The sequence below is a fragment of the Mesorhizobium sp. P2_A8 genome (assembly GCF_056404935.1).
Window position 1 is genome coordinate 160,534 of the sequence record NZ_JBFUDB010000003.1, and the last position, 23,695, is coordinate 184,228.

At 61.9% G+C, this 23,695-nt stretch carries 22 protein-coding genes, 1 tRNA gene and 1 pseudogene; 8 read left to right on the forward strand and 16 right to left on the reverse strand.

Features of this window, described 5'->3' with window-relative positions:
* The first annotated feature begins 57 nt into the window (after positions 1-57).
* Positions 58-2,154, forward strand: coding sequence for a bifunctional sugar-binding transcriptional regulator/dihydroxyacetone kinase subunit DhaK (locus AC1D10_RS10350; RefSeq protein WP_477271236.1), 2,097 nt, complete (start codon positions 58-60; stop codon positions 2,152-2,154).
* 60 nt (positions 2,155-2,214) lie between these two features.
* A complete protein-coding gene (dhaL, locus tag AC1D10_RS10355; protein WP_477271238.1) occupies positions 2,215-2,868 on the forward strand; it encodes a dihydroxyacetone kinase subunit DhaL in 654 nt (217 codons plus the stop codon).
* A gap of 193 nt (positions 2,869-3,061) precedes the next feature.
* On the opposite strand, the gene AC1D10_RS10360 is transcribed toward dhaL, so the two are convergent.
* Positions 3,062-4,591 (reverse strand): MDR family MFS transporter, encoded by a 1,530-nt coding sequence (locus AC1D10_RS10360; protein WP_477271240.1) that lies wholly within the window; start codon positions 4,589-4,591, stop codon positions 3,062-3,064.
* Positions 4,592-4,707: 116 nt separating this feature from the next.
* On the opposite strand from AC1D10_RS10360, the gene AC1D10_RS10365 reads away from it, so the two are divergent.
* Entirely contained in the window at positions 4,708-5,367 is a 660-nt protein-coding gene (locus AC1D10_RS10365) for a MarR family winged helix-turn-helix transcriptional regulator (protein WP_477271242.1), read from the forward strand.
* A 140-nt stretch (positions 5,368-5,507) separates the two neighbouring features.
* On the opposite strand, the gene AC1D10_RS10370 is transcribed toward AC1D10_RS10365, so the two are convergent.
* Entirely contained in the window at positions 5,508-5,942 is a 435-nt protein-coding gene (locus AC1D10_RS10370) for a DUF4260 domain-containing protein (protein ID WP_477271244.1), read from the reverse strand.
* Between the two features lie 149 nt (positions 5,943-6,091).
* Between AC1D10_RS10370 and AC1D10_RS10375 the strand changes: the two are divergent.
* Both AC1D10_RS10375 and AC1D10_RS10380 read left to right on the forward strand, forming a co-directional pair.
* Positions 6,092-6,178 (forward strand): annotated as a pseudogene (locus AC1D10_RS10375) (helix-turn-helix domain-containing protein); the annotation flags it as partial.
* Positions 6,179-6,327: 149 nt separating this feature from the next.
* Positions 6,328-6,993, forward strand: coding sequence for a LysR substrate-binding domain-containing protein (locus AC1D10_RS10380; protein WP_477271246.1), 666 nt, complete (start codon positions 6,328-6,330; stop codon positions 6,991-6,993).
* Here the strand turns inward: AC1D10_RS10380 and AC1D10_RS10385 are convergent.
* The 5 genes from AC1D10_RS10385 to AC1D10_RS10405 form a co-directional block, all read right to left on the reverse strand.
* The gene (locus tag AC1D10_RS10385; protein WP_477271248.1) at positions 6,960-8,015 is read right to left on the reverse strand and encodes an ABC transporter ATP-binding protein; all 1,056 of its coding nucleotides are present in this window, start codon (positions 8,013-8,015) and stop codon (positions 6,960-6,962) included. The genes AC1D10_RS10380 and AC1D10_RS10385 overlap by 34 nt on opposite strands.
* Positions 8,016-8,060: 45 nt before the next feature.
* Positions 8,061-8,993, reverse strand: coding sequence for a 3,5-dioxohexanoate:acetyl-CoA acetone transferase (kce, locus tag AC1D10_RS10390; RefSeq protein WP_477271250.1), 933 nt, complete (start codon positions 8,991-8,993; stop codon positions 8,061-8,063).
* A 78-nt stretch (positions 8,994-9,071) separates the two neighbouring features.
* Positions 9,072-9,902, reverse strand: a complete 831-nt coding sequence (locus AC1D10_RS10395; RefSeq protein ID WP_477271252.1) for a carbohydrate ABC transporter permease — start codon at positions 9,900-9,902, stop codon at positions 9,072-9,074.
* 43 nt (positions 9,903-9,945) lie between these two features.
* Entirely contained in the window at positions 9,946-10,881 is a 936-nt protein-coding gene (locus AC1D10_RS10400) for a carbohydrate ABC transporter permease (RefSeq protein ID WP_477271254.1), read from the reverse strand.
* Between the two features lies 1 nt (position 10,882).
* On the reverse strand, positions 10,883-12,133 hold the full coding sequence (locus AC1D10_RS10405; RefSeq protein ID WP_477271256.1) for an extracellular solute-binding protein: 1,251 nt from the start codon (positions 12,131-12,133) through the stop codon (positions 10,883-10,885).
* Between the two features lie 148 nt (positions 12,134-12,281).
* Between AC1D10_RS10405 and AC1D10_RS10410 the strand changes: the two genes are divergently transcribed.
* The 3 genes from AC1D10_RS10410 to AC1D10_RS10420 all read left to right on the forward strand — a co-directional run bounded on the left by AC1D10_RS10410 (position 12,282) and on the right by AC1D10_RS10420 (position 15,604).
* A complete protein-coding gene (locus AC1D10_RS10410; RefSeq protein WP_477271258.1) occupies positions 12,282-13,202 on the forward strand; it encodes a BadF/BadG/BcrA/BcrD ATPase family protein in 921 nt (306 codons plus the stop codon).
* Positions 13,203-13,215: 13 nt separating this feature from the next.
* Positions 13,216-14,247 (forward strand): SIS domain-containing protein, encoded by a 1,032-nt coding sequence (locus AC1D10_RS10415; protein WP_477271260.1) that lies wholly within the window; start codon positions 13,216-13,218, stop codon positions 14,245-14,247.
* Between the two features lie 166 nt (positions 14,248-14,413).
* Positions 14,414-15,604, forward strand: coding sequence for an ROK family transcriptional regulator (locus AC1D10_RS10420; protein WP_477271262.1), 1,191 nt, complete (start codon positions 14,414-14,416; stop codon positions 15,602-15,604).
* Between the two features lie 323 nt (positions 15,605-15,927).
* Here the strand turns inward: AC1D10_RS10420 and AC1D10_RS10425 are convergent.
* The 9 genes from AC1D10_RS10425 to AC1D10_RS10465 form a co-directional block, all read right to left on the reverse strand.
* Positions 15,928-16,001 (reverse strand) — tRNA-OTHER (locus tag AC1D10_RS10425).
* Positions 16,002-16,330: 329 nt separating this feature from the next.
* On the reverse strand, positions 16,331-17,320 hold the full coding sequence (locus AC1D10_RS10430; protein ID WP_477271264.1) for a GlxA family transcriptional regulator: 990 nt from the start codon (positions 17,318-17,320) through the stop codon (positions 16,331-16,333).
* A 70-nt stretch (positions 17,321-17,390) separates the two neighbouring features.
* Positions 17,391-17,660: a hypothetical protein gene (locus AC1D10_RS10435; RefSeq protein WP_477271266.1), complete on the reverse strand. Its 270-nt coding sequence runs from the start codon at positions 17,658-17,660 to the stop codon at positions 17,391-17,393.
* Entirely contained in the window at positions 17,661-18,701 is a 1,041-nt protein-coding gene (locus tag AC1D10_RS10440) for a proline racemase family protein (RefSeq protein ID WP_477271268.1), read from the reverse strand.
* Between the two features lie 166 nt (positions 18,702-18,867).
* On the reverse strand, positions 18,868-19,866 hold the full coding sequence (locus tag AC1D10_RS10445) for a 4-hydroxyproline epimerase (protein WP_477271270.1): 999 nt from the start codon (positions 19,864-19,866) through the stop codon (positions 18,868-18,870).
* Positions 19,867-19,883: 17 nt separating this feature from the next.
* Positions 19,884-20,744 (reverse strand): ABC transporter permease, encoded by an 861-nt coding sequence (locus AC1D10_RS10450; RefSeq protein WP_477271272.1) that lies wholly within the window; start codon positions 20,742-20,744, stop codon positions 19,884-19,886.
* Complete coding sequence (locus tag AC1D10_RS10455; protein ID WP_477271274.1) at positions 20,734-21,588, reverse strand: ABC transporter permease; 855 nt, start codon at positions 21,586-21,588, stop codon at positions 20,734-20,736. Before AC1D10_RS10455 ends, AC1D10_RS10450 begins: the two co-directional genes overlap by 11 nt.
* Positions 21,589-21,604: 16 nt before the next feature.
* The gene (locus AC1D10_RS10460) at positions 21,605-22,684 is read right to left on the reverse strand and encodes a quaternary amine ABC transporter ATP-binding protein (RefSeq protein ID WP_477271276.1); all 1,080 of its coding nucleotides are present in this window, start codon (positions 22,682-22,684) and stop codon (positions 21,605-21,607) included.
* A 90-nt stretch (positions 22,685-22,774) separates the two neighbouring features.
* On the reverse strand, positions 22,775-23,626 hold the full coding sequence (locus AC1D10_RS10465) for a glycine betaine ABC transporter substrate-binding protein (protein ID WP_477271278.1): 852 nt from the start codon (positions 23,624-23,626) through the stop codon (positions 22,775-22,777).
* Between the last annotated feature and the right edge of the window lie 69 nt (positions 23,627-23,695).

Genomic DNA, 23,695 nt, shown 5'->3' on the forward strand with positions numbered 1-23,695 from the left:
GTTCGCCCGTTTGCGCTCATCTTGGCGGCGATTTTGGATTCGGGGAAACCAGGCAGCATGATCGTCAAGGCATCATCGGCACGGAAGAACGGAACGATGCGGACGGGAGCAGAGGCCGGCACTGAACCCATCCCGCTGCGCTACGGTGACGACCCCTATGTCTGGGCCTGTTGGCTGTACTACGAAGATCGCATGACGCAGGGCGATATCGCCGACATCATGGGCATTTCGCGGGCGACGGTGAACAGCTATCTGGCCGATGCCCGCGCCCGCGGCATCGTCAACATTTCCCTCGAGCCATCCCGGCTGAGCTCGCTCTCCATCGCACAGGAACTCAAGCGTCACTTCGGGTTGCATGACTGTCTGGTCGTGCCAAGCGACGACAATGCGCGTCCGCTGATCGATCGTCTTGGCGGCGCCGCGGCGCAGGCACTCGCCAAGCTCCTGAAATCCGGGGACACGCTTGCGGTTGCCTGGGGAAGAACGGTGCTGGCGATCGGCGAGCAGGCCTCCGTGCCCGGCCTCCAGGACGTCACTGTCGTTCAGGCGACCGGAGGCACCCGTGCGAGTTTTGCGTATACGCCGGAACTCTGCGCGGCCGCCATCGCCGGCGCCGTGGACGGGAAGCTGATCAACATCACCGCACCAGCAGTCGTTTCGACCGCCGAGGTTCGCGACATGCTGCTGCGCGAGACGCTGATCGAAAGCCAGTTCGAGGCGCTTGCCAAAGCCAACAAGGCGCTTTTCGGCATCTCTTCGCTGCGACCAAATTCAACGATCCACACCAGCGGCTTCTTCGAATCGGTCTCACTGCAACAGTACCTCGCCAAGGATGCCGTGGGTGTCGTTGCCGGTCGCTTCATCGACGGACAGGGCAATCCCGTGGCCGGCCCGCTCGACGACCGTACGATCGGAATATCGCTCGACAAGCTGAAGGCCATCGGCCTGCGCATCGCGGTCGCCGGCGGTTTCGACAAGGTGCCGGCAATCCTTGCCGCGCTGCGCGGCGGCTATGTCAACGTGCTCATCACCGACGCTGCCACGGGCCGCGGCATCCTGAATGCCGACGGCGTGACGGAGCTCGACCAGAAGCTCTCGCAACGCCCAAGGTTCGACAACACCGTGGCTTTGCCCAGCAACTTCCGGACCCATATCAAGAAGTTCCTCAACGACCCCGACGATGTCGTCGAGGAAATGCTTGACGGCGTGTTGAAGGCCCATGCCGCCTACATCAAGCCTATCAACGGTTCGCATCGTGCTCTCGTTGCCCGCACAGGGCCGAGGCCTGGCAAGGTGGGGCTGGTGGTCGGCGGCGGCACGGGGCACGAACCCTGCTTTCTCGGCTATGTCGGAAAGGGGCTCGCCGATGCCGTGGCGGTCGGCAACATCTTCTCGTCACCGCCTCCCGGCCCGATCTTTCAGTGCGCCAAGGCCGCATCCGGCGGGCAAGGCGTGCTCTTCGTCTACGGCAACTATGCCGGCGACGTGATGAACTTCGAAATGGCGGCCGAGATGGCGGCGGAAGACAACATCGAGGTTCGCACGGTTGTCACGACGGACGACATCGCCTCGTCTCCGCTCGAGGACAGGGAGGGCCGCCGTGGCGTCGCTGGGAACTTCTTCATGTTCAAGATCGCCGGAGCCGCCTGCGACCGCGGCTTGTCGCTTGATGCCTGCGAGGCAGTGACACGCAAGGCCAACGCGCGGACATTCACGATGGGCGTTGCATTGGAGCCCTGCTCTCTCCCGCAGACCCGCCGCCACAATTTCGAGATCGGCCCCGACGATATGGAGATCGGCATGGGCATCCATGGCGAGCGCGGTGTCATTCGCGAGAAAATGATGAGCGCCGATGAGATCACGGACCGGGTGATGGACCGCATCTTTTCGGAAATGAAACCGGCATCGGGCGACCGTGTCGCGGTGCTGATCAATTCATTTGGCGCGACGCCGCTGATGGAACTTTACATCCTGTTCAGACGTGTCGCGCAGCGGCTGAGCGCGAAGGACATCAAGATCGAGGCGAACTGGGTGGGGCATTATTGCACCTCACTCGACATGGTCGGTGCGTCGATAACGGTGTTGCACCTCGACAACGAGTTGACGGACCTGTTGCATCACCCTTGCGATACGGCCGTCCTGCGGGTCGGCTGAGATTAGAAGTATGCGCCGATCGACGATGGGCCGCATCCTGCTTGAACTGGGAGGAACACGATGTCGGAAAACGCGGCGCGACGCCTGAGCAGGATGTTTTATCGCATCTCCATTGCGATCGAGGCGGGCAAGGACCGTCTCTCGGATCTGGATGGCGCCATCGGCGATGCCGACCATGGCATCACCATGTCTCTCGGCTTCATGGCGGTAAACGCGGAGCTGGCCAAGCTCGATCTCGACCACATGCTTCCATCGGACGTTTTCACCGCCGCCGCGTCGGCCTTTCTCGATGCCGTCGGCGCCTCCACGGGGCCGCTTTATGCGACAGCGTTCCGAAGAGCGGCACAGGCCCTCAAACAGGATGAACGCCTTTCAGCCGCCGGCCAGGCGGCGATCGTCGAGGCGATGACGACCGGCATCAGGGAGCGCGGTAAAGGGCAGCGCGGCGACAAGACGATGCTGGATGCCTGGATTCCCGCAACGGAAGCAGCTGTCGGTGCACGTGCCCGCGCTGCCGGAAGCCTGGAAATGTGGAACAGCGTCCTCGAGGCCGCGGAAGCCGGCGCGAATTCGACACGATCCATGGTCGCTGCGCGCGGCAGGGCGGCCAGGCTCGGCGAGCGATCCCTTGGACACATGGACCCGGGCGCGGCCTCGGCTGTGATTATCCTGCGCGCGATGAAAGACACCTTTGGCGAAGACGGTGCGAAGTAACCTGCGATCCTGCGGCCGGGTTTTGTTGGTCGAGGCCATGTGTTGGAGTGACCCAGCCGGATAGCGTGCCGGTGATGCGGTCGAACCCATCGAGTTGTGGAGCCACGTCCCGCGGTCGTCGTCGATCCAGTCTGAGCCTCGGAAGGGTAGCGGCCCGCAAAAGGGGCCGCCAGCTTTATGGAAAGCTCGGGGCTCAGCCTCGCTTCGGAATCTGGATGTCCTCGAGCAGAAGCGTCAGCGCCATGGCGACAAAGTAGAGCGCCGCCACCCAGATGAACATCGTGTTGAAGGCACTCGAGTAGTGGCCGAGCACCACTTCGCGGATCGTAGCCGGCAGGCTCGACGCGAGGTGCGGGCTCAGTCCGGTCAGCCCGTCCGACAGCAGCGCGGCGGCATCGGCGGGGAGCTCGGCGGTCTGCCTGTTCAGGGCCCAGGTCATGACCGCGCCATTCAGCGCCAGTCCCAGCGATGCTCCGATGGTCCGCGCCTGCGTGATCAGCGAGGTCACCGCGCCGATGTCCTGCAGCGGCGCCGCGGCCTGGATCGCCACGATCAGCACCTGGAACTGCAGACCCATGCTGATGCCGAACAGACCCATCATCGCCGCCAGAACCCAGATCGGCGTGTGCGAATTGACAAGGACAAAGCTCAGCATCAGCAGCCCGCCAATACCCATCGCCACAACCGGCATCCATTTGTAGCGGCCGGTTGCGGCAATCACCCACCCGGCCACGATCGAGATGATCATCGAGGTGATGGAAGCCGGCAGGAAAAGGAAGCCGACTTCGGCCGGGCTCAGTCCGGTCAGCGTCTGCATGTAGAGCGCGAAATAGAAGAACATGCCCAGCGTCACCGATCCGGCGACCAACGACACGCCCGAGACGATGCGGACCGTCGAAATGGCGAACAGCCGCAAGGGCACGATCGGCTCCTCGGCCCGCCGCTCAACCATGATGAACGAGGCGATGGCGGCAAGCGCGAGTACCGGCAACACGAAGGTGAGCAGGTCCGGCCCCGCGGGGTCGAGCACATGATAGCCCCAATAGACGATGGCGGTGGTGCCGATGGCCAGCAGCAAGCCTCCGAGATAGTCGATGTGATGCTTCTTCTCGTTGAACCGGCTGCGCATGGCGAACGCCAACACCGCCAGCACGATGATGCCTATCGGCAGGTTGACCAGAAACACCCAGCGCCAGCCGAACAGGCTGGTGATGTAGCCTCCGGCCAACGGGCCCAGCACCGACGACAGCGCGAACACCGCCGAACTGTAGCCTTGATATTTGGCGCGGTCGCGCGGCCCGAACAGCTCGCCGATCATGGCGAAGGCCGAGACCATCAGGCCGCCGCCGCCGATACCCTGCAGGACGCGCGCGGCGATCAGGCTCTCCATCGACCATGCCATGCCGCAGACCAGCGAACCCAGCAGGAACAGACCGATCGCCGTCAACACCACGTTCTTGCGGCCATACATGTCACCGAGCTTGCCGTAGAACGGCGCGACCGCCGCGGTCGACAGCAGGTAGGCGGCGCCGACCCAGCCGAACAGGTGCAGATTGCCCAGTTCGCCGGCAATAGTGGGCAAGGCAGTGACGACGATCTGCATGTCGATGGTGGCCATGAACATGGCGATCAGCGCGCCGAAATAGACGATGAGTGTCGCGAGATCGGGTTTGGCTCCGGCGTCTGCGGACGATGCATCCGGAAGGGTCGTATCGACGGTCATAAGTGTCTCCGTACTTGCCCGCAATTTATGTGCCTGCGGCATATATATGTCAATGACAAATACATGCCCATAGCATATAATTGACAGTCGCATATATTTTTGCTAGCGCGCGGGATATGAGCAGCAACGATACTGGACCAGGCAATTCCGACCGATTTTCCGCTTTGTGTCAAACACACGGCGATCAGAACCTTGCGAATCTGGCGCGCAGCGCTGGCCTGTCCGAAGCGGCAGCCGAGGCCGTCGCTGCCATCGATGCGGTGATGAACAAGGTGCGCCGCTCAATCCAGCGCCGGGACTTCGGTCGTTTGATCCTGGCCCGCATCGACCCCTCGCTGGAAGTGAGCCATCTCGATGTGATCAGTGCTATCGCGCTCAATTCGGCCGTCGGCAACACCCAGCAGGACGAGGTGACGGTCGGCATCATCGCCGAGCGCCTGGGGATCGATCCCTCCCGCGCCAGCCGTATCTCCGCGGACATCGTCGAGCGCGGCTACGCCTTGCGCGTCGCATCGCAACTCGATGCCCGGCGCATCTGCCTCAAACTCACCGCCAGGGGCGAGCGCCTGGTGACGGCGGTACGTCAGACCAAATGGCGGATTTTCGCCGAGTCACTGGCGCAGTGGGATGAGCAGGAACTGGTGACGTTCGCCACCTTGCTGGAACGCTTCGCGGGTTGGGCCACGGACGAAGCGAGGATGAGCAGGTCGGCCGATGCCGTCAAGCAGATGATGGACGGGACGGAACCCGTGGTGAAACTGCCCGAGGCGAAATAGGCGCCAGCACTGGACGATCCCGGGCGCCTGACGCCCAGGGGTTCAGGTGCTCCCCTGGGTCGACCATAGTGTGGCGATGCCGGATGCGAAGCAGATCGGCTATGCATGCCGCGTTGGCTGCGCTGTAGTGGCGGTGTCCGTCACGTGATGCTGTTTGGCGCCCGGCCGATGCGGCCTAGATGGGTATCGGAAAACGCAGTCGCATATTTGAGGCCATAGCCCAGCGCACGATCAATACCGATATGCGCAATCCAGATCAGTGCCAGGCTGGCGAACCAGGATGCATGGGTCACCCAGGCCAGCGCGGCCAGCAGACCAGGCCCGATATAGGTATGGACCGCGTTGTAAGCGATTGCACCGGCGCGTGGGCCGGCGAGATAAGCAAACATCGAAAGGTCGGGGACCAGAAGCAATACGGCAAACCAGCCCCAGTTGCCGCCGGACAGCTGATATGCCCAAACAGCCGCACCGATAGCCGCCAATCCCTCAAGACGAAGCAGAACCCGTGGAACGCCCGTGACGGCGAACGGTGATGAGGAAGAGCGCGAGCCCGGCAGAATGGCGCTACTGGTCACAGTTAAATACCTCAAGAAAAGTCAATGACGCGGGGACATTGCCCAGCATTCGCCTTCGAGTCTATCGTCGCAACATAACCAGCGCTTCGAAAAAAGTGACTATGACGGCTTCTGCAAACTGGGCTTTGTACGCGACCTTTCTGTCCGTGATGCATCATGGAAGCCTGTCCGCTGCCGCGCGTGCGCTTGGTACTGCGCAGCCCACGGTCAGGAAGCAGATTGCCGAGCTCGAAGCTGCCTTGGGCTGCGTCTTGTTCACCAGATCCAAGGCAGGTCTGGTGCCAACCGAGACAGCTCACGCGGCCTACCCTTTCGCCGAGACAATGGCAGCTACCGCCAATGCTCTCGCCGCTCGATCTCGGGCCAGGAGCACGACGAAAGCGGGGTGGTCCGCATTACCTGCAGCGAGGTTGTCAGCGTGGAGGTGCTGCCTCCTATTCTCGCTCGGTTGGCCCGTGCACATCCGGCCATTCGCTATGAGATATCGCCGACCGATCGCGCTGAAGATATGTTGCAACGCGACGCCGACGTAGCGATCCGCATGTTTCGACCACGCGAGTCCGCGTTGATCGCCAGGCGGGCATGCACGATCGAACTTGGTCTGTTCGCCAGCGAGAGCTACCTGGCCGAATATCCGCTGCCAGACAGCTTTGAGAGCCTGCTGGCGAACCACCGCCTGATCGGCGATGATCGTGGCCAAGTGCTTATTGCCGCGCTCGAACGGCAGGACGCGAGGCTAACCAGAAAAGACATTTCGTGGCGAACCGATAGTGGGCTGGCGCAATTGGCGGCTGTCCGCGCCGGGTTTGGCGTGGGGCCATCTCAAGTCCCGCTGGCCGGATTGACCAACCCGCCCTTGCGCCGCGTACTGCCTTGGCTGCGTGCGGATATGGAGGCCTGGGTCGTCATGCATGAAGATCTGAAGGCGGTTCACAGGGTCCGGCTGGTGTTCGACGCCCTGTCGAAGGGCCTGGCGATTTATGCACGGTGCCCCGGAATGCAACGGCCGTCGAAGAGCTATATGGACGATACGACGCGGTTTCCATGCTGATCGAAGAGATGAATCTGGGCCAGATCAGGCGCCAGGAAAACCCGTTGGCCGGGAACCACATGGGCGCGTTCGCGCACCAATGCGCTTAACGTGTTTCGGCCGGCGGTCGTGACGACAAGGGTTTCCGATCCGGTCGGCTCAACCACCTCGACCACGGCCGGCACGCCGCTGTCCGAGAGCCTGAGATGTTCCGGCCTGATGCCGTAGGACACCGCCGTCCCGGTGTGTCCTGCCTGTTGCAGCGGAAAGACCATTCCATCTGCGGCCACGAAGCCGTCCGATGCCGCATGGCCCTCCAGGATGTTCATCGAAGGGGAACCGATGAACTGGGCGACGAACAGATTGGCTGGGCGGTCATAAAGGTCGAGCGGCGCACCGAACTGCTCGACGACGCCGCCATTCATGACGACGATCTTGTCGGCCATGGTCATGGCTTCGACCTGGTCATGGGTGACGTAAACGATCGTCGTTCCCAGGCGCCGGTGTAGTGCCTTGATCTCCGAGCGCATCTGCACGCGCAGCTTGGCGTCGAGATTGGAGAGCGGTTCGTCGAACAGGAAGACCTTGGGGTCGCGCACGATGGCGCGGCCCATGGCGACACGCTGGCGCTGGCCGCCGGAAAGCTGGCGCGGATAGCGGTCGAGGAGATCCTGCAGTCCGAGGATCGTCGACGCCCGAGTGATCTTGTTCTCGATCTCGCGCCTGTCCGTCTTCTTCAGGGTCAGTGCGAAGGTCATATTCTCCCGCACAGTCATGTGCGGGTAGAGCGCGTAGTTCTGAAACACCATGGCTATGTCGCGCGACTTCGGAGCGACGTCGTTGATGACCTTGCCATCGAGCGCGATCTCGCCCCCACTGATGTCCTCCAGGCCGGCGATCATTCTGAGCAAGGTCGACTTGCCGCAGCCGGAAGGCCCGACGAGAATAACGAACTCGCCCGACGTTATTTCCACCGACACGCCATGAATGACACGTGCCTTTCCATAAGCCTTCTCAACGCCGGTGATCGTAACTGCACTCATGTTGTCAGACGCTCCATCGCTTCCGTTCGTGTCAGCAAGCATTCGTCAGAAGGAGACCTTGTCGCCGCCCTTGAGCTGGAGAATTTGCCGCGCCTCATCAGGCGTAGCGACAGAGGCGCCGAGCCCTTCGATGATCTGGCGTACCTTGCGCACCTGTTCGGCGTTGGATTTCGCCAGCTGTCCCTTGCCGATCCACAGCGAGTCCTCCAGCCCGACGCGCACATTGCCGCCGAGCGCGATGGCCTGCGTGGCGATGGGCAACTGGCTGCGTCCGGCGCCCAGCACCGACCAGCGGTAGTCGTCGCCGAAAAGGCGGTCGGCCGTGCGCTTCATATGCGCCACATCTTCGGGGTGGGTGCCGATGCCGCCCAGGATGCCGAACACGCTCTGAACGAAGAAGGGCGCCTTGACCAGGCCGCGCTCGACGAAATGGGCGAGCGTGTAGAGATGGCCGATGTCGTAGCACTCGATCTCGAAACGAGTGCCGTTGTCGGCGCAGGTGCGCAATATGTGCTCGATGTCGCCAAAAGTGTTGCGGAAGATGCGGTCGCGCGAGCCCTCGAGATAGGGCTGCTCCCAATCGTGCTGGAAAGTCTTGAACCGCTCAAGCATCGGGAACAGAGCGAAATTCATCGAGCCCATATTGAGCGAGGCGACTTCCGGCGCAAAGACCTTGGCCGGCTTGACCCGCTCCTCGACGCTCATCGTTGCGGCGCCGCCGGTGGTGATGTTCACCACGCACGCGGAACGCTGCTTGATCACCTGAAGGAAGGGCGCGAATGCCTCCGTCGACTGATCGGGCCGGCCGTCGACGGGATTGCGCGCATGAAGATGGACGATGGCGGCACCGGCCTCCGCCGCCTCGATCGCCGCCGTGGCGATTTCCTGAGCCGTCACGGGCAGATGCGGCGACATCGACGGCGTGTGGATCGAGCCTGTTACCGCACAGGAGATGATGATCTTGTTCTGGTTTGCCATTCAGCAAGTCCTCGATTGCGCGTCTGAATTCTGGTCAGGCATCACCGCAACGACCGGCTGCCGCTTTTAAGGTCATGCCTATTTGACCGCGCCTTGCGTGATGCCGGAAATGAACTGCTTCGACAGCACGATATAGACCAGTGTGATCGGCAGTGCAGCCAGCGTCAGTCCGGTGAACAGCACGCCCCAGTCGGTGGTGAACTCGCCGACGAACACGGTCAGGCCCTGCGGCAGGGTCTTCAGATTGTCGGAAGTGATCAGCACCAGCGGGAAGAAGAAGTCGTTCCAGATCGGCACGGCGTTCTGGATTGCCACGATGACCAACGCCGGCCGCGCCAGCGGCAACATGATCGAGCGCATGATGCGAAATTCACTGGCGCCGTCCATGCGTGCGGATTCTTCCAGCTCGCGCGGCAAGGTGCGCAGGAAACCGGTCATGATGAAGACGGCAGACGGAATGCCCATGGCGACATAGACGAGGACGAGGCCGAGATAGCTGTCGACCAGGCCCAGCGAATCCAGCTGGATGAATAGCGGAATGATCGCCAGCTTCAACGGCACGGTCATGCCGCTGAGGAAGAACATCAGCACCAGCGCACTAAAGCGGAACTGGTAGCGGGCTATGGCATAGGCGGCAAGCGTGCTGAACAGGAGGATCAGCGCAACCGATGCCGTGGTGATGCCGACCGAATTGGCGAGGTAGCGCACGAAATTGGTCTGCGTCCACACCTTGTCCATGTTGGCGGTCGAGAAATGCGTCGGCAGCGCCAGCGGCGAGGAAAAGATCTCGGCATTGGTCTTGAACGAAGACATCAACATGACGAACAGCGGATAGATCATGATGACGGCATTGATCGCCAGCAACAGCTGGATGACGCCGTTCTTGAACAGGTCGCCCTTGGCCGTCATGATCCAGCCTCGGCGGAAGCGTGGGTTGTGGTCACGGCGGCGCTCATAGCTCGATCTCGCGGCGGCGCAGATAGCGCAACGCCAGCGCTGTGACCCCGGCGACCAACAGGAACATCAGCACCGCCAGCGCGCTGCCCTGGCCGAAATCCTGGATGCCGGTGGTCGTGCTGCCGAAGGCGGTGCGGTAGAAATAGAGGCCAAGCACGTCGGTCGAGCCGCCCGGCGAGCCGGTCAGTCCGGTCATGACATAGGGAATCTCGAACCAGTTGAAGCTGCCTATGAAGGTCAGGATGGTGACGATGGTGACGCTCGGCGCGATCAGCGGCCAGACGATCTTGCGCATCAGCACATAATCGCCGGCGCCGTCGAGGCGGGCAGCCTCCAGCACTTCCTTGCTGACCCGCTGCATGCCTGCCAGAAGCACCAAAGTGGGGAAACCCAGCCAGTGCCAGATATTGGCGAACAGGATACTGCCGAGCGCTGTGTGCTCATTGCCGAGCCAGGGAATGGCGCTGAAGCCGACCAGTCCCAGGATCTGGTTGACCAGGCCGAACAGCGGATGCAGGAACAGCTTCCACAGGAAGCCGACGATGACCGCCGACAGCACCACCGGCAGGAAGACGATGACCTGGTGGACACGATGCCCGGGCAAGGCCTTCAACAGTGCGTAGGCGAGCAGGAAGGCGGTGCCATTCTCGAACACCATCAGCGCCACGAAGGCGATGACATTGTGCTTCAGCGCATTGTAGGTCCAGTCGCTGTAAGGTGTTTCGAACAGCACCTCGCGGAAGTTCGCGAACCCGATGAAGCCTGAGGGCCTCAGGCCGTTGAACTCATAGAAGGCGAAGCGGAAGGCCGAGAGCAACGGCCAGAGCACGAAAAGCACCATGACCACCAGAGCCGGTGTCAGCAGAGATGCGATCCAGAGCGACCGGCGCCACGGAAAGGCTTTTGCGGTGTGGCGCCGGCCGTTGGTCATCTCACTTGCCCTGGAAAGGCTTGTACCACTTGGCGAGGCCGTCGGTCAGGTCGGCGGCCAGTTGGTCCGGGGTGATCGAACCCGACATCATCTTGGTGATGTCGCCTTGCAGCAACTCCGATCCCGTCGGCTTCTCGAAACGGAAGTAGACGACATTGATATGCGGCATTGCGGTCTCGTTCAACTTGGCGACATGCGACAGAAGCTCGTCCTTGATGACGACGCCCTTGATCGGCGAAATGTTACCGAGCAGGGCCGAAAACTTGTCGCCAAACTCCTTGGTGCCCATCCAGTTGACCAGCTTGAACGCCGCCTCCTTGTTGGGCGACTTGGCGTTGACCGCATAGCCGCCGTCGAAGAACTTGGTCACCTGAGGCGTGTCGCCGGCCTTGGCCATGGGCGGGGCGACGAAGTCCATGTTGATGGCCGGATTCTGCGTCCTGTAGGTGGCGATGTCGAAGCTGCCGCCCGCCAGCATCGCTGCCTTGCCGCTGATGAACAGCTGGTCGGCGGTTTCGTAGTCGATGCCTTCGAAGCCGTCAGGCATGTAGTCGCGCAGTTCGAGCAGCTTGCCGAGTGCCGCGACATAACGCGGGTCCTTGAAGTTGGTCTTGCCGCTGGTCAGGTCGCTGACAAAGTCCGGGCCGAGGAAGGGGTTGGTGAAGATGGCCACGAACATCTCGTTGAACCAACTGGTGCCCATGCCGTTGGCCAAGGGATAAATGCCCTTTTCCTTCAGCGCCTTGCTGACCGCGATGAACTCGTCCCAGGTGGTCGGCGGGTTCAGCCCGGCCTTGGCGAAGACATCCTTGTTGATGAACAGGCCAAGTGTCTGTGAGGCGAAGGGCAGAGAATAGACCTTCTTGTCGGCGCGGTAGGTGCCGGCCACCAGCGCATCGGCGGGCTGGTTGGCGAGCGAGGGCACGGTGGTCATGTCCTGCGGCTCGAAATAGCCGGCTTTCACGAACTGCTCAAGCCAGCCATAGGCGTGGGTGTGGATGACGTCGCCGCCCTTGCCGGCGGCCAGAGCCGTCGAGACGATGGTCGGATAATTCTCGTCCGGGAACGACTCGAACTTCACATGGATGTCCGGGTTGGCTTTGGTGAAATCGGCGAAAAGTTCATTGTAGGCTGCCTTGTCTTCCTGGCGCCAGGTCCAGAACGAGATGTCGGTGGCATGCGCCACGCCTGCCGCGAGTCCCCATGCGAAAGACGCCGCCGCCAGGGCGAGACCAATCCTTCTCCTGCTCATGTTGCAATCTCCCATGCGCTTGATGCGCTTTTCACGACGATTATCAAATCATAGTTCTTGCCGTCTGGGAAGATAGTTTGTAAAGTTTCCTAACTAATGCGATTTGCGCGAAGGCGACCTGCCTCGCCAGCCTGCAGGATGAGTGTCCGTGAATCAGAAACTGTTGGCCGGCGTGGATATCGGCGGCACCAAGACGCGCATCATGGCAAGCCGCGGCAGCCTGACGGTGGTTGACGAGACGATCATCACCGATGGCTGGCGGGTTCGCCAGATGGAGGCCGATGCGGTGAAGCTTGCCGGTATTGTCATCGATCTGTGCGGCGGCTCGGCCCCCGACGCCATGGCCGTCGGCGCCCATGGCTGCGACACGGATGAACAATGCCGGCGTTTTCAGGCGCTGTTGTCGCAGCAGACGAGCGGCAAGGTACAAGTGGTAAACGACGCGGAACTGATGGTTCCTGCCGCCGGCTTTGTGGACGGCGTCGGAGTTGTTGCGGGGACGGGATCGATCGCAGTGGCGCGGACAGCCGAGGGCAAGATGCTGGCTGCAGGGGGTTGGGGATGGATCCTCGGTGATGAAGGCAGTGCGGCGGCGCTGGTGCGCGAGGCAGCCAAGGCGATACGCGGCGTGCTCGATCGCGGCCAGGATGGCGACCCGCTGATTGGCGCGCTGATGCGCGAACTCGACACGGACGACCAGACCAAGCTTGGCATTCTGCTCAACGAGACGCGGGGCGCCGCAGTATGGGGCCGCTATGCCAATGCCGTCTTCGACGCGGCGGTCGCGGGCTCGCCGCTGGCGACCCGTGTCATCAGGGAAGGTGGAGCGGGGCTTGCCGCACTCGTCGAAGTGCTGATTGAACGCGGCGCGAACGCGGCGCTGGTCGTCGCCGGAGGTGGCGTCATCGCCGAGCAGCCCATGCTGATGGAGGCCTTTGTCGAGGCGATGGCATCGATTTCGCCCAGCAGTCAGGTGGTGCTGTTGCGCGAGCCGCCGGTGATCGGCGCCGTGGCGATCGCCAGACGCCTCGTCGCGGCTAGCGGCCGGGCCTCGCAGAGCGACGCATAACCGTGGAGTATGAATGATGATGAAGCGTATCGGCTACCGGGCAGCTGTCGCGCGACAGGCCGAGAGTCTTGAAGCAGGTGTGCGGGCGGTTGCCGGCGCACTCGAGGCCCTGGCCCTTGCCGATTTCAGCGGCAAGACGATTGGCTTTGCCGGCATCGGCGCCAGTTATCAGGCGGCGTTGGCGGGCGCGACCTATCTGCGTGCTTCTGGCACCAAGGCCTCCGCCTATTCGCCGACGGAACTTTACGGCAGGACCGGTGCCGCTGCCGAGGCTTTCATCGCACTCTCGGCATCGGGGCAAAGCCGTGAGATCGCCGATGTCATGGAGGAGGCCAGAGCCTATCCTCGTCTCGCCATCTGTCGCGGCAGCGACAATCCGTTGACCGCCATAACCGGCGCGGCAATCGCCACGGCATCGGGTGCCGACAACGGCGCCAGTTCGACAGGCTACACCGGCACATTGCTGGCACTGGGCATGCTGATCGACAGGATTGCCGGCAGCAAGCCGCCCTTCGCGTGGAAGCGGCTGCCGCCAATGGCCGCCACCGTGCTGGATGGTATAGACACTCCTGCCGGACAGGCTGCAGGCTTGCTCTCAGGCCGAACCTCGATCGATATCGTCGGAGCAGGCATCGGCTTTGCGAATGCCGGCGAGGCGGCCATATTGATCCGCGAGGCGGTTCGGATTCCCGCATCCGGTTGGGATACGCTGAACTACCTGCACGGTCCGATGGAATCCCAGGATCCGACCACTGGCCTCATTGTTTTCGGCGATGGTCGCGAAGTGCAGATCGCTCGCGATGTCGCCGCCTTCGGCTGTCCTTCTGTTCTTATCACGCACCGAACGGACATCGCGCCGCTGGACAAGCTCGTTGTCATCTCCATTCCGACGCTTGGCAATGCCATGGCAGACGGCATTCTGGAGATCATCGCCCTGCAGGCGATCGTTGGCGTGATGCAGGACGAAGCCGGCCTGACCGACATAACATTCCGCTACCGCCAGGCCGACACCAAGCTGAAGCCGTGGTCGCCGACCGAGCTCTAGAGTCTCACAAGGATGGCTGGCATCCGGCGCGGTCGACGCTTGGCCGGACACGTTCGCAGAAATTGTCAAAACACCGCACAATGAACTCGGCTTTGTTGATTCGTGATTTCAACGTCGAATTGCGACTAGACGCACCGGCGTTTTCAGGGTGGGTTGAACACCGCTTATGGCTTCACCAGAAATTCCCAGTCTGACTGAAAGTGCCCGCGCCGTCCTGCGCGTGCTCGCTTCACATGGACCGGTCACGCGCCCCAAGCTTGGCGCCATGCTCGACCTGTCGAAGCCGACCATGTCGGCAGCCGTGTCGGAACTCAGCGCCCTGGGGCTCGTTGCCTCGCGCGGGATCGAGCGCGGCGCCATCGGGCGTACGGCCACTATCTACGGCATCGGCCCAGGCGCCGGATGCGTGATCGGCATAGACGTGGGCGCAGCACAGGTGCGTGCCGTTGCCTATTCGATGGATGCCCAACCGCTGGCCGCGCTGGAAGAGACGATCCCGGAGGCGGGAACGACATATCCGGACGTTGTCGGCGCCGTGATCCTGTCGGTGACGAGGTCGATCCTTGCAAAGGTTGGAAAGAGCTTCCGCGTGCTGCGCAGCATCGCCGTTGCCGTGCCGCGCATCGTATCCCCCAGCCGTCTTGGCATGGACCACGTGAACGGTCCCGATGCTGTTCTTCGAGAGCTTCGGCGCCATTTCAAGGTGCCGATCATCCTCGAAAACAATGTCAACTGCGCAGCCATCGGCGAAATGCATTTTGGCGCCGCCCAAGGCCATCAGACATTTGCCTTTCTGCAAGTCGGCGTGCGGGTCGGTCTTGGGTTCATCACCGAAGGCCGCCTGTTCCGCGGAGCTGGTGGTGCCGCAGGGGAAGTCGGCCGCATGCCTTTTCCCTGGTCTGCGAGCGAGACGCCTTCCCGCGAAGGGCTGGAGCATTATCTTGGCTCGAAAGCGCTCGTTTCCCGTTGCCGGCAAGACTGGCCGGCCGATCAGGGCGAGCCGCCCGACTCAGCCAAGGAGTTGTTTGAGCGAGCAATAGCCGGATCGCCGCCTGCCCTCCTGTCGGTGGCGCGCCACGCCGCCGACATCGGCCGGCTGGCCGCCGGGTGCATAGGTGTGCTCGATCCGGGATTGATCGTGCTTGGCGGCGGCGTCGGACGAAATGCGTTGATGACGGCCGAGGTCGAGCGCGTCGCCAGCGAACTTGCCTGGCCCACGAGGATCGCGGTCAGCTCGCTCGAGGATAGCGGAACGGCGCTTGGCGCCACCAAGCTCGCGCTGGATTACAGCCTTGGGCTTCTCTTGCGCGAGGATCGCCATCCGGCCGTGGTCTTACCGCCGCTGCCAGCCGCATAGGCTTCGGACAGACCGTCGACACCGCATGAAGGACGATTGCGCAATCTGCGGCGGCGTCAATCAAGGCCCCACGGCGGTCGCGGAGTGAATGCCGCGAATCAGGAAATCGATCATGGCCCGGACCTTCGGGAGGGGAGCGGTCGGGCGGGTAGATCAGATGTATGCCGCCGAGGTCCGCGGCCGGTTGATCGAGCTTTATCTCTTCCAGCAAGCCTTGCCGGATTGCATCCGCGACGATGAATTGCGGCTCGTAAAGGACGACCAGGGTCTCACTATTTTGGCGACACATTGGCCCGCTGCCTCGCGGTGGGGGCTTGGGACTTTGGTGCACTCGGCAGGGCTCGAACCTGCATCTACCCGAGAGGTCCCGCTCTGTCCTAGATTGAGCTACGAGCGCTAATCTCCGCACGCTAATTGAACCAGGGTCGGTCGAACAATTTAGAGATTGGGGTAACTGCCACATGCATTGGACGTAGAGCAAGGTGCGGCGCACTGCCCATAAGTATCAGGAAGGACGGCGATGCCTTCTCAGAGTCGGGACCCATCCAATATTCAACTATGTCCTTTCGCCCAACCCCCTAAAACGGGCGAATATTCCAAGAGAACCATTGCCGAACGGGGGCGATTTGGCACCCTGCCCTGTCAGTCAATGCATTTATTGAAGAAGCCGATGGTAGAGTTGGCTGATTCTGAACCTAAGCCTCAAATCTGCATACTACCAGCAAGTCAGTTTGAAACTGCCGATCTGAACTTGCTGGGCGGTTGGCCATAGGCCTGACGGAAGAGCCTCGAGAAATGCGAGGCGTTTTCAAACCCGACTTCGATGGCGATCTCGATCATCGGAGCCCTGGTCTGCATCAGGAGGTGCTTCGCCCGCTCCAGACGCACCCTTGTGTAAACAACCGCTGGAGAACTGTTTGTCTTCTCCATGAAGAGGCGCTCGAGTTGCCTTCGGGACAGTCCGACCAAGGCCGCCAATTTCGGAATGGAGATTCTGTTCTCGACATGGTTCTCCATGATGATCAGCGCCGCCTTCAGCCTGGGATCGTGGCTCTCGATGGAAAGCGGTCTGCGCGGCTGGATGTCGGACGCCGAGCGCGCCTTCTCGATCTGCAGCACTTCGAGTGCGTTTGTCTCCGCCTCCCTGCTGATATGGCGTCTGACGATTGACGCCGCCATATCCGCAGCGCTGCTGCCGCCGGCACATGATCCCCTTGTGCGATCAAGATTGAACAGACGGTCCGCCCTGACCGCGTGGTCGGGGAAGCGCTCGCGGAAAGCCTGAAAGTGCAGCCAGCTGACGCAAGTCTGATGGTACTTCATCAGGCCGGCCTCGGCCAGGATGAACGTTCCGGTGCAGACTCCGATCAACGGAACTTTCGCAGCGGCTGCTCTCTTGAGGTAGCTGACTGTCTCGCTGTCGACCGGGAACTCGCTGTTCAGCAGCCCGCCCACGACGACGATATAGTTGAACTCACCCGGATCCACGAAATCCGATGTCGGCGCGACCTGGACTCCGCAACTGGAGGTGATCAGGTTTCGATTGCTCGCCAGGAGTTGCCAATCGGCGAAAACCCTGCCGGATTTGTCGGTCTCGTCGCTTGCCAATCTAAGCGTGTCGACGAACAGGGCGAATGCGGAGAGGGTGAAGGAGCGAGCGAGAACAAAGCCGATCTTCAACCGGTCGATCTCCGGAACGTCATTGACTGATTTCATGTCGGCTCGAACCTCTGGCTATTTGCCGGCAGCGCTGGGCGCAAAGCGCGATAGGTCTCCCGAGTACGCCTTATTCGACGGCATTGGCGACGTCAGACGCAATCATGGGATCAAGATGCGCACCACCCCCATTTTTAAAGACCGTGATCTCTGATGCCGTTTGTCGCACCAATGCCGCCGAAGCGACAAGGTCATAAAGATCTCCGCGCACATCAACACGTTTGATCGCGCCCGTAGCGATCGGCTGCATCAACTCGCCGATGCAAGCAATCGTCGTCTGCCGGCAATCTACAAACACCTTACCCTTTGCCGTCGTCTCACAGCCCTGCCGTCGACCCACCTACTGCTTCACCGAGGTGGAGGTGCCCCATGTATCCGACAGCACATAGCCTTGGGGATACGGATCGGTTGGATCGAGATAGTAGCTGTGCTCGCCCGTGATCCAGGCCCGGCCGGTGATCTCCGGAACGATTGCCTTGCGGCCCCCGATCTGCGTGAGTTCAACGATCCTGCCGGTGAAGCGCGAGCCGATGATCGATTCATGGATCAACACGTCGCCAACATTCATCAAGCCGCGAGCCTGCAGGACGGCCATGCGGGCCGATGTGCCGGTTCCGGTCGGGCTGCGGTCCGAGCGGCCCGGCGAGACGATGCAGGTGTTGCGGGTGACGTTGCCGGGACCCTGGAACGGCATGGCGAACTGCACGATCGACACGCCGCGCACATGGTCGAATTCCGGGTGGACGACATCGAGCTGTTCGCGCGCCGCCCGCCGGACCTTCTCGCCCGCCACCGCCAGTTCACGAGCCTCGTCGGGGGCGACCGAGAAGCCGAGCGCCTTGGCATCGACGATCGCATAGAACATGCCGCCATAGGCGACGTCGACCGTGAGCGTTCCCAGCCCTTTGACCTCGATGTTGGCATCGAGGCGATCGACAAAGGCAGGCGCGTTGCGGAAGGTGATCGACAGGCATTTGCCGTCGCGGCATTCGGCGCGCACTTCGATGACGCCACCCGGCATGTCGAGCTTGAAGCATGTCTCAGGCTCCTGCATCGGCACCATGCCGGTCTCGAGCAGCACCGTGGCGACACAGATCGTGTTGGAACCGGACATCGGAGGATATTCCGTCGGCTCCATGATGATGGCCCCGGCGACGCAATCCTCGCGGGTCGGTGGAACCAGGAGATTGACGTGCCGGGCAACGCTGCCGCGCGGCTCGCAGATCAGCATCCGCCTTATATGATCGTGATCACGTTCCATGGTGATCATCTTTTCCATCATCGTGCGGCCGGCAGGCGGCAGCACGCCGCCGACGATGACGTCGCCGATCTCGCCTTCGGCATGACAGCCGACGACACGAATAGAGGCTTTCGTATGCATTGTTTTTCCTTGTCGTTTGCAATGCCTTCACGGCGAAACGAGCAGCGAGTCCCGAAGTTCAGGCCCAGATGTCTCCCACGGTGAAACCTTCTGGGAAAGGATCATCGTTGTCCAACACGATCGTGTTCAGCCACGCGCGCGACGCTATCCATGCATCTGGTTCCGCCTACTTGATCTGGAAGCCGTGGGCCAACGGGTCGCGATCGTCGACGAATATCGTGTTGTGGCCGATGACCCGCGCCCAGCCGCCGACACTGGGCTTGATGCCCTTGAAGGGGCCTATCTCGGCCTCTGCCTCGATGCGGCCCTCGAAGACGGTGCCAATCAGGCTTTCCTGGCGGAACGTGTCGCCGACCTTCAGTCGTCCCTTCCCGTAGAGTTGCGCCAGGCGCGCCGAAGTCCCGGTGCCGCCCGGCGAACGGTCGATCGCCTTGTCGCCGTAAAACACCGCGCCGCGGCCGTCGGCCTTGCTGCTTGAGGGCGTGTCGCACCAGATGGCGTGGTCCACGCCGCGTATCCTGTCATCTTCGGGATGAACTGGATCGCAGACAGGTTTGAGCGCTTCGCGAAGACTACGGCTGAGGTCTACGATGGCGCTCGCCGACATGCCGTCCAGGCCTTCCCATGACTCCTGCGGCTCGACGACGGCGTAGTAGTTGCCGCCATAGGCGATGTCGACGACGAGCCGACCGAGACCAGGCACGTCGACGGCGACATCGGCGGCATGCAGATAGCTGGCAACGTTGAACATCCGCACGGAGTCCACGAACTCGCCGGGCTTCTCGTATTCGATATCAACCCTGCCGGCCGGAGTCTCGATCGACAGCTTGCCGGGAATCCGGGGCGTTACCAGGCCCTCCTCGATTGCTGCCGTCACGAGGCCAATCGTGCCGGCGCCGCACATTGGCAGGCAGCCGCTGACTTCGATGAAGATCACGGCGAAGTCACAGTCCTCACGGTAGGCAGGATAGATGATCGCGCCTGACATGATGTCGTGCCCGCGCGGCTCGAACATCAATGCCTGCCGGATCCAGTCATGATCGCGGACGAACAGCTCGCGTCGTTCGGCGATCGGGATATGGGGCAGCAAGGGACCGCCTCCCGCGACCAGACGGACTGGATTGCCGCAGGTGTGAGAATCGATGCAGAAGAAACTGCGGCGCATGGGAATTCCTTTTCGGTTCAGGCGGCCTTCGCTGCGCCAGGCCTCTGGCTGCGCTGCAGAACGCCTCTGGAAACCCGGTCGAGAAGGATGGCGACGGCGACGATCGATAGGCCGGCTCTGAGGCCCAGGCCCATCTCCATCCGCGTCAATCCACGCGTCACCTCGGCTCCAAGACCTCCGGCTCCGACGAGGCCGGCCAGGACGACCATGGCCAACGACAAGAGAATGCACTGGTTGAGACCTACCAGGAGCGTCGGGGTGGCTGAAGGGATCTCGATCTTGAAAAGGATCGACCGCGGCGAGGCGCCGGTGGCCTGCCCGAGCTCCAGTAGGTCTTTCGGCACCTGGTTGAAGGCGAGCGTTGTCAGGCGCAGCATCGGCGGTATGCCGTAGACGATCGTCGCGATGATCGCCGGAACGCGGCCGAGGCTGAAGATCATCACGGCGGGAATGAGATAGACCCATGGCGGCACCGTCTGCATGATGTCCAGAACGGGTCGGATCGCGGCCTCGAACTTGCGGTAGCGTGATGCCAGAACGCCAAGCGGGAAGGCGACCGCCACGGAAATGATCACAGCCACCGTCACCAGCGCCAGCGTCTGCATCGACGCGGTCCAGAAACCCGCCAGCAGGCAGAACGTGAGCGCGATGGCCGTCACCACCGAGACTCTGACGCTGACGAAGAACGCAGCGAGAAGGATAGCCAAGACGATGGTCGCGTAGGGCGGCGGGTAAAGCAGGGAGGTTTCGATGGCGCCCAGCACCGCCTCGATCAGCTTGGTCACGGCGTCGAAGAACGGATGGAAGTTCTTGTTCAGCCAATCAACGGCAGGGGCGAGGTAAGCGCCCGGCGAAAACTGGAGCAGATCAGGATTCATCATGCGTCTCCTTGGCGCGCTGCGCCACGCTCTGCGTGAGCCTGTCGAGCACCATGGTCAGGATGACGATCGCAATAGCGGCGTTGATCGACGTGGCGATGTCGAGCGTGCGCACCGCCGAATAGATCGTCTCTCCCAGGCCGCCAGACCCGACGATACCTGCAATGACGACCATGCCGAATGCCATCATCAGGCATTGATTGATCCCGGCCATGATGCTTGGGATGGCGAAAGGGAGCCTGATCTTGGTAAACATCTGCCAGGGTGTCAGGCCGCTTGCCTGGCCAAGCTCTATGAATTCGTGCGGCGTCATCCGGATGCCAAGAGAGGTGAGCCGGATGGCGGGAGGCATCGCGACGATGAAGGTTGCAACGAGTGCTGTCGCAGCCCCGTAGCCGAGCAGCGCGATTGCCGGAAGAAGATAGATGTAGGGCGGCATGGTTTGGATCAGGTCGAGTATCGGCTCGAGAAAGCGGTCAAACGCCCTGACGAAGCCAGCCACTATTCCAATGGGGATGCCGAAAAGAAGAGCGAGGATCGTGGCAGTGATCACCAGGGCCAATGTGCTCATGGTTTCGCTCCAAAGCCCCATGACGGCGCAGAAGATCATGGCAAGCCCCGCCAGGATGCCCGCGAAGGCGTTGATCAAGCGCCATCCAAGCAGGGCTGCAATGATCGCGATGACGTAAAACGGTGCGAGCTGAAGAAGCCAGAGGACGCCGTCATAGGTGCCTTCGAGCACGGCCCTGACAGAGTCAAACAGCCACTCGCCGTTGTCGCTGATCCAGCCAAGTGCATTGTCCGTCCAGCTGTCAAAAGTATCCGTGATGGTCGAGATGTCCATTTCGCTTCTCCCGAGCCTAGGCGGCGTTTGGCGTGCCGGCGACGCCCCGGAGCAAGCCACGAATGGTCACGACACCGATGACGGCTCCGTTCTCGACGACCGATATCGCGTCGCGATCGGACTGCATGGTGAGATCGATGAGCGCGGCGATATCGGACTCCGGCGAGGTGCGAAGAAGCGCGTTCACGTCGCAATTCGGCTCTGCCGCCTTGAATTCGGCAACCGGACGCATGACGGAGTGTGCCTTGACCAGGTGGATCCTGGAGATGCCCGCCACGAAATCTGAGACGTAGTCGTCGGCGGGCCTGGTTACGATCTCCTCCGCCGTTCCGACCTGGACAATGACACCGTCCTTCATGATGGCGATGCGGTCGCCGATGCGGATGGCTTCCTCAAGATCATGGGTGATGAAAACGGCGGACTTGCCCAGCGACTTCGTCAGCTGTCGGAATTCGTCCTGCAACTGGCGCCGGATGAGCGGATCGAGGGCGCTAAACGGCTCGTCCATGAGGATGATCTCCGGGTCTGCCGCCAGCGCCCGGGCGAGACCGACACGCTGCTGCATGCCGCCGGACAGTTCTTTCGGATAGCGCGAGGTCCAGTCGCCAAGTCCAACTTTTTCGAGGGCCGCGCGGGCGGTCCTGTTGCGCTCGTCTTTCGCGACGCCGCGTACCTCGAGACCGAAGCCGGCGTTCTCGAGAACCGTCCGGTTGGGGAGCAGCGCCACGCTCTGAAACACCATGCCGATGTTGCGGGAGCGCATTTCGCGCAGCTCCGCCGGATTGAGCTTCGCGATCTCCTTTCCTTTTACCGTGATCTTGCCGAGGCTTGGTTCGATCAGGCGGTTGAGGAGGCGGATCAACGTCGACTTGCCGCTCCCCGACAGCCCCATGATGCAGAAGATCTCGCCGCGGCGGACCTGCAGGCTGGCGTCGGAGACGCCGACCACGCAGTCGAAGTCCTGCAGCACCTGTTTCTTGGACAGTCCACGTTCGGAGATGGCCTTGACCGCCGCCTGGGCGCGGGCGCCGAAGATCTTCCATACCGACTGGCAGTCGACCAGCACTTCGCTGGAGTCGTTCATCGCAGTGTTCATCGCGTTCCCCACGGGCCGGTTTGGCGGCGGCCTTCATGTTTTCGTTGCTCCGAACGGGCCGCCGATGTCGGCGGCCCGCCGTTTCGACGACTACTGGGTCTTGATGTTTTCCCAGCGCTTCAGGAGGTCGGCATGGCTGTCGGTCCAGGCCTTGATGGCCTCGTCCATGGTCTTGCCCTCGTTGACGGCAGAGTTGATCGCGGTGATGTCGGCAAGCGGCACGTAGACGCTGGCGATCACTTCGCGTGCATGTGGATTGTCGGCGGAGAAGCCCTTCTTGCCGATCCAGTAATAGCTCTGCGGCGGCGGGAAGACGGCCTTCGGGTCCTTGAGGAACTTGACGTCATATTTCTGCATCATCCAAGAGGGCTCCCAGATGGTGACGGCGATCCATTCCTTGCGGTCGACGGCCGACTTGAGCGCTGCGGTCATGGCAGCGGTGCTGCCCTCAACGAGTTGCAGTTTCAGGTCGTATGCCTTCACCGAGTTTGCCGTATCGCGCATCAGACCCGAACCGGGCTCGATGCCGACGATCTTGCCGCCGAACTTGTCGGCGTTGTCGTTGAGCTGGTCCATGGAGTCGATGCTCACGTATTTCGGTACCGCCACGCCCTGGAACAGGCCATGCGAAACCGGGGAGATCTTCTCGAGCTTCTTCTTGTTCTTGTCCCAGTAGTCCTGGGCGACGTAGTCCGTCTGCGAGGCCAGGAGCTGGATGTCGCCCTTGGTAAGTGCGGCGTAGGCGATGCCCCACTCGGAAAAGTCCACCACCTTCACGGTGTAGCCGGAGTCTTCGAGCACCTTCTTGGTGATGCCCGTGATGGGGGTGAGGTCCTCCCAGGACATCGTGCCCATGGTAATGGTCTTTTCTTCCGCCTGAGCGGACAGCATGGTCATACCGACCATCGCGGCAGCGCAGAGCGCTTTCCACAACGTCTTCATTTTACTCACTCCTTTGTCTTTTGTTCCCATTCTCTTTGAAGACTTTTGCGGTCGGCTCGGTCTTCACAT

What these genes read in the sequence shown, in the direction of transcription:
- AC1D10_RS10445 (WP_477271270.1), bottom strand. Translation starts at nt 19,866, where the DNA reads ATGCGCCGCAGTTTCTTCTGCATCGATTCTCACACCTGCGGCAATCCA.
- AC1D10_RS10430 (WP_477271264.1), bottom strand. Translation starts at nt 17,320, where the DNA reads ATGAAATCAGTCAATGACGTTCCGGAGATCGACCGGTTGAAGATCGGC.
- AC1D10_RS10365 (WP_477271242.1), top strand. Translation starts at nt 4,708, where the DNA reads ATGAGCAGCAACGATACTGGACCAGGCAATTCCGACCGATTTTCCGCT.
- AC1D10_RS10460 (WP_477271276.1), bottom strand. Translation starts at nt 22,684, where the DNA reads ATGAACACTGCGATGAACGACTCCAGCGAAGTGCTGGTCGACTGCCAG.
- AC1D10_RS10420 (WP_477271262.1), top strand. Translation starts at nt 14,414, where the DNA reads ATGGCTTCACCAGAAATTCCCAGTCTGACTGAAAGTGCCCGCGCCGTC.
- AC1D10_RS10440 (WP_477271268.1), bottom strand. Translation starts at nt 18,701, where the DNA reads ATGCATACGAAAGCCTCTATTCGTGTCGTCGGCTGTCATGCCGAAGGC.
- AC1D10_RS10385 (WP_477271248.1), bottom strand. Translation starts at nt 8,015, where the DNA reads ATGAGTGCAGTTACGATCACCGGCGTTGAGAAGGCTTATGGAAAGGCA.
- AC1D10_RS10395 (WP_477271252.1), bottom strand. Translation starts at nt 9,902, where the DNA reads ATGACGGCCAAGGGCGACCTGTTCAAGAACGGCGTCATCCAGCTGTTG.
- AC1D10_RS10360 (WP_477271240.1), bottom strand. Translation starts at nt 4,591, where the DNA reads ATGACCGTCGATACGACCCTTCCGGATGCATCGTCCGCAGACGCCGGA.
- AC1D10_RS10415 (WP_477271260.1), top strand. Translation starts at nt 13,216, where the DNA reads ATGATGATGAAGCGTATCGGCTACCGGGCAGCTGTCGCGCGACAGGCC.
- AC1D10_RS10465 (WP_477271278.1), bottom strand. Translation starts at nt 23,626, where the DNA reads ATGAAGACGTTGTGGAAAGCGCTCTGCGCTGCCGCGATGGTCGGTATG.
- kce (WP_477271250.1), bottom strand. Translation starts at nt 8,993, where the DNA reads ATGGCAAACCAGAACAAGATCATCATCTCCTGTGCGGTAACAGGCTCG.
- AC1D10_RS10405 (WP_477271256.1), bottom strand. Translation starts at nt 12,133, where the DNA reads ATGAGCAGGAGAAGGATTGGTCTCGCCCTGGCGGCGGCGTCTTTCGCA.
- AC1D10_RS10450 (WP_477271272.1), bottom strand. Translation starts at nt 20,744, where the DNA reads ATGAATCCTGATCTGCTCCAGTTTTCGCCGGGCGCTTACCTCGCCCCT.
- dhaL (WP_477271238.1), top strand. Translation starts at nt 2,215, where the DNA reads ATGTCGGAAAACGCGGCGCGACGCCTGAGCAGGATGTTTTATCGCATC.
- AC1D10_RS10400 (WP_477271254.1), bottom strand. Translation starts at nt 10,881, where the DNA reads ATGACCAACGGCCGGCGCCACACCGCAAAAGCCTTTCCGTGGCGCCGG.
- AC1D10_RS10350 (WP_477271236.1), top strand. Translation starts at nt 58, where the DNA reads ATGATCGTCAAGGCATCATCGGCACGGAAGAACGGAACGATGCGGACG.
- AC1D10_RS10455 (WP_477271274.1), bottom strand. Translation starts at nt 21,588, where the DNA reads ATGGACATCTCGACCATCACGGATACTTTTGACAGCTGGACGGACAAT.